The 12,759-nt window shown below is 30.8% G+C and carries 10 protein-coding genes; 2 read left to right on the top strand and 8 right to left on the bottom strand.

Annotated elements, in window-relative coordinates; all coding sequences use genetic code 11:
* Nucleotides 1-21 precede the first annotated feature (21 nt).
* The 3 genes from hisG to QMG60_RS16000 all read right to left on the bottom strand — a co-directional run bounded on the left by hisG (nt 22) and on the right by QMG60_RS16000 (nt 3,255).
* Entirely contained in the window at nt 22-879 is an 858-nt protein-coding gene (gene hisG, locus QMG60_RS16010; protein WP_057118009.1) for an ATP phosphoribosyltransferase, read from the bottom strand.
* 309 nt (nt 880-1,188) lie between these two features.
* The gene (locus QMG60_RS16005) at nt 1,189-2,589 is read right to left on the bottom strand and encodes a HAMP domain-containing sensor histidine kinase (RefSeq protein WP_134141312.1); all 1,401 of its coding nucleotides are present in this window, start codon (nt 2,587-2,589) and stop codon (nt 1,189-1,191) included.
* A gap of 3 nt (nt 2,590-2,592) precedes the next feature.
* Nucleotides 2,593-3,255, bottom strand: a complete 663-nt coding sequence (locus QMG60_RS16000) for a response regulator transcription factor (RefSeq protein ID WP_281865626.1) — start codon at nt 3,253-3,255, stop codon at nt 2,593-2,595.
* A gap of 200 nt (nt 3,256-3,455) precedes the next feature.
* On the opposite strand from QMG60_RS16000, the gene QMG60_RS15995 reads away from it, so the two are divergent.
* Nucleotides 3,456-5,597 (top strand): alkaline phosphatase family protein, encoded by a 2,142-nt coding sequence (locus QMG60_RS15995; RefSeq protein ID WP_281865625.1) that lies wholly within the window; start codon nt 3,456-3,458, stop codon nt 5,595-5,597.
* A 77-nt stretch (nt 5,598-5,674) separates the two neighbouring features.
* On the opposite strand, the gene QMG60_RS15990 is transcribed toward QMG60_RS15995, so the two are convergent.
* Nucleotides 5,675-6,673, bottom strand: coding sequence for a zinc dependent phospholipase C family protein (locus QMG60_RS15990; protein ID WP_281865624.1), 999 nt, complete (start codon nt 6,671-6,673; stop codon nt 5,675-5,677).
* Between the two features lie 174 nt (nt 6,674-6,847).
* Between QMG60_RS15990 and QMG60_RS15985 the strand changes: the two genes are divergently transcribed.
* A complete protein-coding gene (locus tag QMG60_RS15985; RefSeq protein WP_281865623.1) occupies nt 6,848-7,798 on the top strand; it encodes a glycoside hydrolase family 68 protein in 951 nt (316 codons plus the stop codon).
* Nucleotides 7,799-7,800: 2 nt separating this feature from the next.
* Here the strand turns inward: QMG60_RS15985 and QMG60_RS15980 are convergent, their stop codons facing one another.
* The 4 genes from QMG60_RS15980 to QMG60_RS15965 all read right to left on the bottom strand — a co-directional run bounded on the left by QMG60_RS15980 (nt 7,801) and on the right by QMG60_RS15965 (nt 12,616).
* A complete protein-coding gene (locus QMG60_RS15980) occupies nt 7,801-8,778 on the bottom strand; it encodes a putative sulfate exporter family transporter (RefSeq protein WP_281865622.1) in 978 nt (325 codons plus the stop codon).
* A 74-nt stretch (nt 8,779-8,852) separates the two neighbouring features.
* On the bottom strand, nt 8,853-9,749 hold the full coding sequence (locus tag QMG60_RS15975) for a LysR family transcriptional regulator (RefSeq protein ID WP_281865621.1): 897 nt from the start codon (nt 9,747-9,749) through the stop codon (nt 8,853-8,855).
* 8 nt (nt 9,750-9,757) lie between these two features.
* The gene (locus tag QMG60_RS15970) at nt 9,758-10,546 is read right to left on the bottom strand and encodes a hypothetical protein (protein WP_281865620.1); all 789 of its coding nucleotides are present in this window, start codon (nt 10,544-10,546) and stop codon (nt 9,758-9,760) included.
* A gap of 42 nt (nt 10,547-10,588) precedes the next feature.
* A complete protein-coding gene (locus tag QMG60_RS15965) occupies nt 10,589-12,616 on the bottom strand; it encodes a hypothetical protein (protein WP_281865619.1) in 2,028 nt (675 codons plus the stop codon).
* Between the last annotated feature and the right edge of the window lie 143 nt (nt 12,617-12,759).

Genomic DNA, 12,759 nt, shown 5'->3' with positions numbered 1-12,759 from the left:
TATTGCCTAAAGCTTAAAGCTTTAAAGAACCATTTTCTCAATTGGGCAAACCAAAATTCCTTCTGCTCCAACTTCTTTTAACTGGTCGATTACGTCCCAAAAAGTATCTTTATCGATTACCGAGTGCACACTGCTCCAGCCTTCCTGTGCCAATGGCAAAACGGTTAAACTTCTTAAAACCGGAAGAATTTTTCCAACAGCATCAATCTTGTCATTTGGAACGTTCATTAAAATGTATTTTGAATTTCTAGCTCTTAAAACCGCTTGAATTCTGAATTTTAAAGTATCAATGTGTTTTTGAATTTCTGGAGAAACTTTTGGAGAAACGGCTAAAACTGCTTCACTTTTCAAGATAACTTCAACTTCTTTTAAATTGTTCTTGAATAAAGTGCTTCCGCTTGAAACGATATCTACAATTGCATCTGCAAGACCAATGTTTGGAGCGATTTCTACAGAACCAGAAATTTGGTGAATGTCTACACTTAAACCAAATTTATTAAAATATTCGTTAACTGTATTGGGATAAGAAGTTGCAATACGTAATCCAGCTAAATCTTGTATTGAATTATATTCCAAAGTTTTAGGAACAGCAACAGAAACTTTACATTTTGAGAATCCTAATTTTTGAACCACTTCGATTCCTTTTCCTTTTTCTACCAAAAGATTGTCGCCAACAATAGCTAGATCTACTACTCCATCAATTAAATATTGAGGGATATCTGAATTTCTAAGATACAAAACTTCAAGAGGAAAATTAGAAGCTTCGGCCTTTAGCTGGTCGATTCCGTTGTTGATCGAAATACCGCAGTCTTTTAAGATTTGGATGCTGTCTTCGTTTAAACGACCTGATTTTTGAATTGCAATTTTTAAAGTACTCATTTTTTTAGTTGTTTGTTGGGTTTATAGTTTGAGTACAAAGAGTTAGAATAAAAAAACCCGTTTGATGTACTCAAACGGGTTTTAAAATATGATGATTTACACGCATACCATTAACACATCGCTTGAGAGCAATTATGTAGATGATGATGATGTAATTGAATTGAAATCATGATTGTTTTTGTTTTTACTTCTTTGATTCGGTTGCAAATATAATAGATAAATTAATTAAAAAGCAATTTTTATTTTAACTTAACTACAGTTTATTGTTAAAAAACATTCTGAAGAGCTTTATAGTTAATAATTTTAAAATTACTTTAACGGATCTTCATATTCCTCAAAAGTCAATAAAACCTGAGTTCCTTTGCCGATTTCACTTTCAATTTTAAATTTAATTTGAAGCAGATCTGTCATTCTTTTTACGATAAACAAACCTAAACCTGTTCCTTTAATTTCAGAATGATTTAAGGAATCTGATCTAAAAAACGGATTCAAAATGGATTCTAAATCTTCTTTCGCAATTCCAATTCCTTGATCTGAAATATTACAGATAATCTTGTGATTTTCTCTGGATAACGAAATTCTAATTTGACTATCATTATTAGAATATTTTACTGCATTCGAAATAATATTTCGGAGAATGGTTACTACTAAATAATTATCAGAATAGGTATAAAATTCTTCAGGAGCATCTAATATTACATTGATATTTCGAGATTTAATTTTCTCTGCATTCAAAGTTAGAACATCTAAAATGACTGCATTTAAATACACATTTTCCCTATTGATATTTTGCTTTTGATTTTCAAAACGCGCCATTAAAAGTAACTGATCCACAAGAGAATTTAAGTGATCTACTTCATTAATACAGTAATTAATTTTTTCTTCATATTCTTTACTGTCACGAGGTTTACGTACTAATACTTCAAGTGTTCCTTTAATAACTGTTAAAGGTGTTCTTAATTCGTGCGAGGCGTCTGATGTAAATTGTTTTTCGCGTTCGATTGCATCTTCAATTCGGTCTAATAAATTATTTATGGTTTTAGAAAGTGTAAAAAGTTCGTCTCTAGTTTTCGGAAGCGGAATTCTTGTTTTTAGATTGTCTTTTGTAATAACCCTAGAAGTGTAAATAATGTCATTTATGGGTTTTATACTTCGTCCTGCAAAAAATCGAGCAAGAAAGAATAACAATAAAAGGATTATCGGAAAAGCAATCAATAAGGTATCTAACAAATTTTCCAGCACTTTTGAAGAATCTGAAAGTGACATTGCAATAATTAAATAGCCTATTTTCTTAGTTTTTATGTGAAGTGGAACTTGAATTTGACGAATTTTATTTCCTAATAATTTGGTGTCAAAAAGCTGAAAATGTTCTTTGTTTTCATGAAAAACTAATTTTTCATTCTTTAAATTAGGAGACTTTTCGATTATTTTTTTATTCAAATCCAAAAACTGAACAAAAACAGGATTTACATCAACAGAATTATGTTCTCTTTCCTCCCATTCTTCAGCATCCATCAAAACCACTTTTTTGTTTTCAATCTTGATTTCTTTTAAGTGATCCTGAATTTCAATGTTCAGATTTTCATCAATATGGTTGTAAACAGTGAGTTTTACAATAAAATAAATAGCTGAGAACGCAACCAGGACCAGCAGTCCTGTTGTTAAAATATAATTTAACGCAATTCTATTTTTAAAGGATAATGATGTCATTTTTCAATCATTGGCTATATAACCAACGCCACGGATAGTTTTTATATAATCTTCTTCAATTTTAAGTTTCAGTTTTTTCCGAATGGCATTCATAAAAACATCAATTACACCAGTGTCATATTCAAAATTTATATCCCATACATCCCTTAAAATCTGATTTCTTGTACAGACTTTTCCTTTATGCTGAATTAAATATGTTAATAATTCGAATTCTCTCTGCGTTAACGAAATCTCTTCTTGATCTTTTAAAACAATATGCTTAGACAAATCCATTCGGATAGTTCCGAGAGTTAATATTTCGGTTTGTTTTTTATTTCTAAAATGAACTTTAATACGCTCTGCCAATTCCTCAAAACTAAACGGCTTTTTGATATAGTCATTTGCTCCAGCTTTTAAACCTTCTATTGTTTCCTGAACAGTATCTTTTGCGGTTAAAAAAATAATTGGCGTCGTTTGATCTTTAACCCTAATCGCTTTGCAGAGATCAAGTCCGTTAATTTTTGGAAGCATCCAATCTAAAAGAATCAAATCAAACTTTTGTTCATGAGCCAATTCGAAGCCCTTAGAACCATCATTTGCGGTCGTTACCTGATAACCTTCTTCTTGTAGGCCTTGTTTTAAAAACTGAACAATCCCTAATTCGTCTTCAACTATTAAAATATGCATCTATCGTGTTTAATTTAAGATCCGAATTTAATTTTTCTACATCAAAGATAGGATATTTCCAAATCAGAAATAAGCCAAAATGTCAAAGTATTAAGAAAACCAATATCTTAAGCGAACTTTAAGATAACGTTAAGTAAGGTAAAAGTCTAACTTAATCTGGCGTTAATCAATCGAAAGTAATTTTGTAAAAAAATAATTAGATGACTTTTTCCAAAAAACTTTCGCCTTTTTACAATCTTGCCGTATTGTACTTTATTGTAAGTTTGATACTCAGAATTGTCCTTTTTTTTCACCCAATTACACAAAGCTCTTTTACATTCGCTGAAAGCCTCAAAATCTTTACCTTAGGCTTAATTTCAGATTTTTTTGTATTTGTAATAGCTTCAATTTTCCTTTGGCTGTATCTTATTTTTATCTCCAATTCAAAATACAATAAACCTTACGGATATTTTATTCTCGCGGGTTTCGCTTCTTTTTTAATTTATATAGCTTCTGGAAAAAGTATTTTTGATGAATACGGCGGTGCTTTACCAAAAATTGTTTTAATTTTTGTGGCGATTAAAACGACTTTATTTGCCCTGTTTTTATTCTTACCAAAATATCGCACCAAAATTAGATTCTGGCTTTTTGCATTTGTAATTTTTTTATACGTTTTATTGATCCTTCAAAATGCGATAAGTGAGTTTTTCTTTTGGAATGAATTTGGAGTTAAGTACAATTTTATTGCTGTTAATTACCTCATTTACACTAATGAAGTTATAGGAAACATTATGCAGTCTTATCCTGTAATTCCTATATTTTCGGGATTATTTATTATTACTGGAATTATTACATTTTTTATTATAAAGAACTCCCGAAATTATATTGATGAAATTCCAAACTTCAACGAAAAACTTAAAATTACAGCTATTTACGGAGCACTATTTGCAGCTTCTTTATTTGCAATTCCAAGCCTAGCTAAAACGGAAAATTCAAAAAATTTATTTGTTAACGAGTTACAATCTAACGGGATTTATAAGTTTTACTTGGCTTTTCAGAATAACAAACTTGATTATTTTAAATTTTATAAAACAATTTCGAACGAAAAAGCTTTTGCACTTTTAAAAGAACAATTTCCGACAATTACTGGAGAAAATACTTTACGTGAAATCAATAATGATTCTATCGAAAAACATAAAAATGTAGTTTTAATTACGGTTGAAAGTTTAAGTGCCGATTTCATGAAAATGTACGGAAACCAAGAGAATATCACGCCATTTTTAGATAGTTTAGCACAGAAAAGTTTATTATTTACCAATGTATATGCTGCAGGAAACAGAACGGTACGAGGTCTTGAAGCTGTAACTTTATGCTTGCCTCCTACTGCTGGAGAGAGTGTTGTGAAAAGAGAAGACAATAAAAACAAATTTTCTACTGGTTCTGTTTTTCTTAAAAAAGGTTACAACGTAAAATTCATGTACGGCGGAGATGCTTTTTTCGATAATATGCAGGACTTCTATTCTGGAAACGGTTATCAGATTATTGATAAATCTAACTTTTCTGAAAATGAAATTACTTTTTCGAATGTATGGGGAGTCTGCGATGAAGACATGTACAACAAAGCTATAAAGGTTATGAACGCTGAAGCACAGCAGAATAAACCTTTTTTCAATCATATCATGACGGTAAGTAATCACAGGCCGTTTACATATCCGAACAATAAAATTGATATTCCAGGAAATATAAAATCTCGCGACGGCGGCGTAAAATATACCGATTATGCGCTTCGCCAGTTTTTCAACAAAGCTAAAGAACAGCCTTGGTTCAACAATACTGTTTTTGTTATTGTTGCCGATCATTGTGCTTCGAGTGCCGGAAAAACACAACTTCCGTTAGACAAATACAGAATTCCAGCTTTAATTTATGCTCCAGATAGTAAACCTGAGAAATACACCAAATTAATGTCTCAAATTGATATTATGCCAACATTATTTGGGCTGTTAAATTTTGATTATAAAAGTAAATTTTTCGGGCAGGATGTTTTAAAACCAGATTATCAGCCTAGGGCTTTTATTGCCACTTATCAAGATTTAGGTTTTATAAAAGACAATGTTTTGACAATTTTATCTCCAAAACAACAGATAAAACAATTTCAATTAAAACTTAACCCAAAAGCCGGCATTGCACCTGAATTTCAGATTCACTACGATGAAATCCCACTAAAATCTGAAAATACGGAATTGACCAACGAAACAATTTCTTATTATCAAGCTGCTTCTTACGTTTTAAAGAAAAAAGAGTACCAGCTTAAAGATTTAGGTTTAACTTTTAAGAATGCTAAATTATATGCAAAGGTTCGATAAAATACATTTAAAAAAAAGCCTCAAGTTCAACAACCTGAGGCTTTTTTTTTATGTTTTGGTTCAACTTGAAACCTTAATTAATCATTTTGGTTTTTCAATCCGAATAAATCTCCTTTTTGATAAAGTTCCCAATCTTCTTTTAAAGCTTTACTGTTTCTTTTTGTCACTTCTGGCGAATCTAAATCACTCAAATCTGGTTTTCCAGCATCTACCCAAGCAGTATACCAAAAACTTGCGGTTGCTGTAATCGCCTTTTTCATTTGACTTTCTACCATTCCGTTTAGCTGATCGTGTAGTTTTTTAGCATATTCATCAGCAAAAACAGCTGTATTATATTTACTTTTCAAAACTTTACCATCGGCATCCATTTTAAAAACTTGGTTTTCTGGTGTAGCTGTTCTTAATTTTTTATCAATATCCAATAAAGGCTGTGCTAAACTGTGTGTATCATTTATCATATCCCAAATTGCTTTGTGGACATCATCATAATGATGCGCATAAGGAACATTTAATTTATAATTCTTAGCAAATAACTCTGGAAGCCTGCTCTCCCAAAGAGAATGAATTCCTTTTTGATCGCTTAATTGCCCGTCATGATTTGCAGAAGTATGCAATGGCATGTGCGCATCGCCAATGTAATGCCCCAAATCTGCCGCCAAAAATAAGATCTCTGCTCTATTTTTATCTTTAAAAGCTTTAGTCAATTTTGCCATCATATCTTCAATATACCAAGGTAAAATTCCGTTATCGCTTAAAAATTTAGCGTCATATTTTTTCTTTGCTTCTTCTAAAGTTTGCGGATAACTATCAGCTGGACCAAAGTTTTCCATATCGAAATAATGCCTTGGACCTTCATCTTTATAACTTAAAGCATATTTACGAATATCTGGAACTGAAGCTTCTTGTGTAATAAAATCAATATGATTGTAAAAGAAAACCTGAAGTGGATGCGGCAATGCCATTACAGCTGCTTTGTTGATTCTTTCGTGACCTACAATTCCCCAGGATAAAGTAAAAAACCCAATGATTAAAGCACAGAACGCAATTAATCTTGGTTTAGATTTGAAGTTTTTCATTTTTGTTTTTGTATTTAGAGGTGCAAATTTACCTTATTTATGGATAATTCAAAGTATAACCGTCTAAGATTATGTAAATTTAATTTTTTGAAATTTTTACACCATATAACTAACATAAGTTCATGTATAAAGATTTTCTTTCGTAAGTTTGTTAATGGACTAAACCTTAAAACCATGCGCTTTACTTTTCTAAATATAATTTTCTTTTTATCGACTGTTTGCTTTGCTCAGGAGAACGAAATCAAACCAAAAAATGTTAGTGATAGTATCTTAAATTCAAAAAGAACAGTTAGATTTTCTGATCCTTTTAATGCAGAAAGAATAATGCAAAAATTGTTTCCTGGTAAATTATATCATCTTAAAGAGAAAAATACATTTGTAAGCTGGACCTGCAAAACTTGTAAACCTGCTCCTTTTGTAGATGTAAATGGTGTAGAAGGCGATCAAATGTTCCCTTATTCAAATGGCGTAGCTACAAGACTTCTTGCTAATATTGACTATGCAGATTCTAAAGGAAATCAATTTAAAATATTGGCTTTTAATCATTCTGTTCATGATGAAGATGGCTTACAAACTGGACGTTTTTCCGGCGGTTTGTTAGGTTTAGCAAAATTCGTTAAAAATGGTAACGTCTGGGAAATGAAATCTTTTCAGCCTGGTGTTGCTGCTTTTGGAGCTTTTGCACAATGTCCTACTCCAAAACTTTTACAAATTGGAGAAGATCAATTTGCTTTTACTATTTCGCATATTAATGGCGGTGCCGGTGGCCCGTATGAAGGCTATCTGTATCTTGTGGCTGGCTTTGATGGTAAATATCAACCTATAATGGAAGTTAATGAGTATCAATTAACCAATGTTGCAAGCATAAAATGGACTGGTTCTTATAAAGTTGTTGACGATGCTGCTAAAAAACATTTTAGAGATATTATAGTAAAAACCAACGGTTCTTATAATAAAGACGCAAAAGTCGAAGATGAATTTGAAGCAACACTTCCTGTAGAAATAGCTGAAATGGCCAAAACTAAAAAACAGTTTGATTTTGAAATTGAAAGACGTTTTTCTTTTAAAGGAAAATTTTATAAGATGATAGACAAACCAACTGTCAAATTTTCAAATGTAAAATAGCTTTAACTCAAGTAAATAATTGAGACTAAAGCTAAAACAGCTATAAAGATCCAAAGAAAAACTCCCTGTAATAAAGGCTTTACTCCTACTGCTTTTAAAGTAGAGAAATTTAGAGTTGCACCAATTAAGAATAAAGTAATTGTTAAACCAATTTTAGCTACGCCAACTATATGTGTGGTGAAAGTATTTGTAGATGGCAAATATGTGTTTACAAGCATAGCCACAATAAATAACCCAATAAAATAAGGGATTTTTATTTTTGTTCCAAAGCTTCTGGATTGCTTATTAAAAACAAAAGCTGTTAAAAGCGATATCGGAATAATCCACAAAGCTCTTGCTAATTTTACTGTTGTTGCCACCTGTAAAGCTTCTGCTCCGTATTTATTAGAAGCCCCAACAACCGAACTGGTATCGTGAATTGCAATTGCACACCAAAGTCCGAAATCTTTTTGGGATAAATCTAATTGATGCCCAATAAATGGAAAAACAAATAAGGCAATTGAATTCAGTATAAAAACTACTCCCAAAGCAATTGAAGTCTGATTTTCGTTTGATTTAATTACTGGCGCAATAGCCGCGATTGCACTTCCTCCGCAAATTGCTGTTCCGCAAGAAATTAAATGGGATGTTTTCTTGTCTGTTTGCAACCATTTACCAATTAAAAAACCAAAAATTAAAGTACTGAAAATTGAAAAAACGGTTAGAATAAAACCTTCTTTTCCTGCTGAAACTGCGCTATGGGCGTTCATTCCGAAACCTAAACCCACAACTGAAAACTGCAGTAAAAATGTGATTGCTTTATGATTGAATTGAACGAATGGATTTCCGAAAACATTTACAATTAGTACTCCTAGTAAAAGTGCGATTGGCGGAGAAATGATTGAAAATAAACACAACAAAATCACTGCAACAAAAAGCACCTGCTGTAACGAATGATTAATTTCAAATAATTGTGCTGTTGTATGTTGTTTTGTTTTCAAAATAAAGTAATTGATATTTATATTGCAAAGTTCTGTCGTTTAAACCATAAATACCAATCGTAAATTGCAATCGACTATAACTTTAAGTTATAATGAGAAGCTATATTTTGAATGAACAATTCTGATAACGAATCTGATTTCCCTACTAAAGTAATGATATAAAAGAATCTTTCTATTGCTAATTTTTCGATATCTAAAACTATTAATTCTTTGTTTAGTAATTCTTTATTTACGGCATGAATGGACATAAATGCAAAACAATCAGAGTTTAATAAATACAATTTTATACTTTCTGTACTTCCTAACTGCATTTCGATTTGTAAATCTGAAAATTTTAAACCTGCTTTTTTCAATGCAAATTCTATAACTTCAAGTGTTCCAGATCCACGTTCGCGAGTTATAAATTTCATTGATATTAAATCGTTTACTGAAATTTCATTTTGCTTCACTAACGGATTTTTACTATTGCAGACCAAAACCAATTCGTCTTTTAAAAACGGAATGTATTTTATGGATTGATTTTTAGACTGTCCTTCAACAATTCCAATTTCAATTTCTTTATTGATTAAGGCGTTTTCGATTTGTTCAGTATTTCCATTCAGTAGATTGACTTTTATGTCTTTTTGCTTTTGATGAAAACTAGCTAAAATTGGAGAAATTATGTATTGCGAAATTGTCGTACTTGCTCCTAACCTTAATAAACCTTGACGTTCTTTATTGAATGAACTCATTTCAAAGTCAATTTCTCGGTAAATATCAAAAATACTTTTAGTGTATTTTAATAGAGTTTTCCCAGCTGGTGTTAAGGCTATTTTAGAACCGTTTCGTTCAAAAAGTTTGGTTTTGTAGGTTTCTTCGAGTTCTTGAATATGTTTGGAAACTGCTGGCTGTGTAATATACAATTCTGTTGCCGCTTTAGTAAAATTAAGGCGGAGCGCAACGGTGTAGAAAACTTTTAGCCTGAAGTCCATAATTATAATTAATATTTTCCAATTGCTTCAACCCCTGTCTCTGAAAATTTTAAGATTTCAGTCGTAATTGGATAGCCTGATTTCTCATATTCGTCAAGTACAACAGAGCCAAGGCATTCAGAAAAATATTTAAAATCTTCTTCTCCAAAAATATAACAAAAGTCTCTCACTGGGATAACAGCATAAAATGGAAAACCGATATTATCTTCAACCTTATTCTTAATCTTTAACGAAAAGAGACAAGAGCTTTTTAACCAAATATCTGGAATATTAATCATTCCTAGTTTGTGATTATGGACATCTTCAACTTCAATTTCAATTTTGCTTAAAAGAAGATCCAAATTTAAATCTACTTGCCTTTTTAATTCACTTAAGTCTAATTTCCAATCTATTAAATCATCCTCAGTAATAAATGAAAAACTAGTATCTGAGTTTATTATAAAAACTTTACTAAATTCATTTGTTACCTTTTCATGTATCAAGTTCTCAAACTCAAAATCTTTTGGAACTAATTGAATATAAACATTATTCTTTATATCTCCCCATTTTAGTGGTTTAGAAGAATGTGAAACAATTACTTCGACTAAATCAGAAATATGCTTATCATCAGAATCTCTTTCATAATTACGCCTTACATTTTCTAAACTAATTTTTAATTCAGATCCATCAATAGCTATATAAATAAAATCTTCTTCGTCAACAGAATTTATATTTATTCCATTATTTTCAAGTTGAGTTTTAAATTTAGTAAAAACAACATCGTTAACAAGATTATGAGATTTAGAAAATTGAGTCATAATTAATTATTATTCTTAATTAATTGCAAAGATAGTATTTTCTTACAAATAGCCATTATACTTCCTTACAAACCATTCTGTAGTCAATAAAACGGCAATCAAAATTAATAACCAAACCCAGTCAATAATTGGAGTTTTAGTAGAAATGTTTTTTTCGATTGATTTGTATTCGTTATTCTCTAAAAGTGTGTTAATCAAATTATCAGCTTGATTTTCAAAAAAGGCTTTTCCTCCAGTTTGCTGTGCTAGTTGCTGTAACTTTTGAACATCTGGATTTACAAATTGTTTTTCGATATCAAAATCTAGAATCTCGAAATGACTTGAATACGATGTATTTGAGTTTAATTCTTTTACCGTAAAATTATATTTTCCTGCTGGAAGTCCTTCTAAATTAGCTGAAAAAGAATTACTTCCTTTCAATAAATCGTAGTTTTTTGTCTGTTTGGTCGCAGCATTTACAACACTTATGGTAAGTCTGGCTTTTTCGTCAAACTCATAATTTTTATTGAAATATTGCGCATTGATAATAATCTCTTCTCCAGAATTGTAAAAACTTTCGTGCGTTACAACCAAAGATTTCTTGGAAGTTGTTGAGGCTAAATATTGAATTATTTTATCAATAAAAACATCATATTTTTCAAATGACTGATTATCGACATGACTTTGCAAACGCCATTTCCAGCTGTTTTCCCCTAAAAGAAAAGCTGTTCTTTTTCCTTGATTTTCGGCGAAAGCCAATAATGGTGCATTTGTAGAAACGTTTCTAATTTTTGATGAAAGTAAAACAGACACATTTCCGTTTGTACTAATATTTCCGAACAAATTCTGTAAAGGCGGAAAATTTTCAAAACCAATATTATCAATTGCAAATAAGTTAAAGTCTGGTTTGAATTCGCAGAGAAAATCTTCTCTTTGATTACTCATTTTAAAGATTAAATTATTCTGCTGCTGGTTTAAGAAATTAAAATCTGTGTTATTTCCTGTTATAATAAACGTGTTTGTTGATGCTAATTTATTATTATCAAAAATTGATTTAAAAGCCGTTGTTGGCTGATATAAAACCAAAACCGAAATATCTTGTAACTCACTAATTTGATTTGGCTTAACTAATATTACTTTACGCTGAGCATTAACCTCGATCGAACGTTTTAAAGCTGCAATATCTGGATGATTTATAGCCGAAACAATTGCAATAGTTGACTTTTGATCTATTATTTCGACTGCAAAATTTTTGATATTGTTGTAGCTATTTTTTTCTTTTGAAGAAGATTGAATGCTGGCTTTATAAATCTGCAATCCTACTTTATCTGCTGGCAAAAGCAAGTTTAAAGAAGCTGTTTTTTTTGAAGGAGAAAATGAAAGTTTCTCTTTTGCTACAATTGTATTTCCCTGTGAAATGGTAAATTCTGCATTCGCAGCTTTGTTGCCTGCATATTGAAGAAAAACTTCGACAGGAAATTTATTTTTATGAAAAGCGTATTTGTTTACGTTAAGCTGATTGATTTTTAAATCAAAAAATGTAGTTGTATCTCCCACAACTAAAGGATAAACTTTATTAACAGGATCAAAACGATATACATAATCATTTCCTGTAGTTTGATTTCCGTCGGTAATTATGACCGTTGGGAAAATCAGATTTTTATTGATACTTTTTAAGTTCTTTGCTGCTTCGTCTAAATTGGTTTGATTTCCTTTAAAATCAAATTTATCTGAAGTTTTAAAATTGTTATCAAATTGATAGGATTGAATTTCAAACTTTTCTTTTAATGCAGGGTTTGAAATTAATTTTTGATAAAGTTCAACCGCCTTTTTATCTGACTTTAAAGCTGCAATAGAACTCGAATTATCTACAACAATTGCTAAAGGCGTTTTTGTTATTTCCAGCGAACTCTTAGAAATTATTGGATTTATGAGTAAAACCAATAGCCCAAAAATGGCAAGGAAACGTAAAAAAGCCAAAAGTATAACCACATTGGATTTACTTTTGGCTTTATAAAAATATTGAAAGTACGATAAACCACCAGCAATTACTAAAGAAAGCAATAATAAAAGAATCGTGTTTGTCGTCATATTTATTTAGTATTCAGTAACAGTTTACGGTCGTCAGATTTAAAAAAGTCATTTTTTTTGACTAAAGTGTTCAGTATTATCCTAGAATCAGAATAGACTGAATACTAAAACCTTTGAACCTTTGTAACTTAGTACCACAGTAC

Source organism: Flavobacterium sp. GSB-24 (assembly GCF_027924665.1).
Lineage (GTDB): Bacteria > Bacteroidota > Bacteroidia > Flavobacteriales > Flavobacteriaceae > Flavobacterium.
The sequence above is the reverse complement of the archived record's forward strand: the minus strand, read 5'-3'. Positions and strand labels throughout refer to the sequence as shown.

Bases quoted from the DNA above. Each gene is read 5' to 3' on its own strand.
- QMG60_RS15970 (WP_281865620.1), bottom strand. From the start codon at position 10,546: ATGACTCAATTTTCTAAATCTCATAATCTTGTTAACGATGTTGTTTTT.
- QMG60_RS15975 (WP_281865621.1), bottom strand. From the start codon at position 9,749: ATGGACTTCAGGCTAAAAGTTTTCTACACCGTTGCGCTCCGCCTTAAT.
- QMG60_RS15990 (WP_281865624.1), bottom strand. From the start codon at position 6,673: ATGAAAAACTTCAAATCTAAACCAAGATTAATTGCGTTCTGTGCTTTA.
- QMG60_RS15995 (WP_281865625.1), top strand. From the start codon at position 3,456: ATGACTTTTTCCAAAAAACTTTCGCCTTTTTACAATCTTGCCGTATTG.
- QMG60_RS15985 (WP_281865623.1), top strand. From the start codon at position 6,848: ATGCGCTTTACTTTTCTAAATATAATTTTCTTTTTATCGACTGTTTGC.
- QMG60_RS16000 (WP_281865626.1), bottom strand. From the start codon at position 3,255: ATGCATATTTTAATAGTTGAAGACGAATTAGGGATTGTTCAGTTTTTA.
- QMG60_RS15965 (WP_281865619.1), bottom strand. From the start codon at position 12,616: ATGACGACAAACACGATTCTTTTATTATTGCTTTCTTTAGTAATTGCT.
- QMG60_RS16005 (WP_134141312.1), bottom strand. From the start codon at position 2,589: ATGACATCATTATCCTTTAAAAATAGAATTGCGTTAAATTATATTTTA.
- hisG (WP_057118009.1), bottom strand. From the start codon at position 879: ATGAGTACTTTAAAAATTGCAATTCAAAAATCAGGTCGTTTAAACGAA.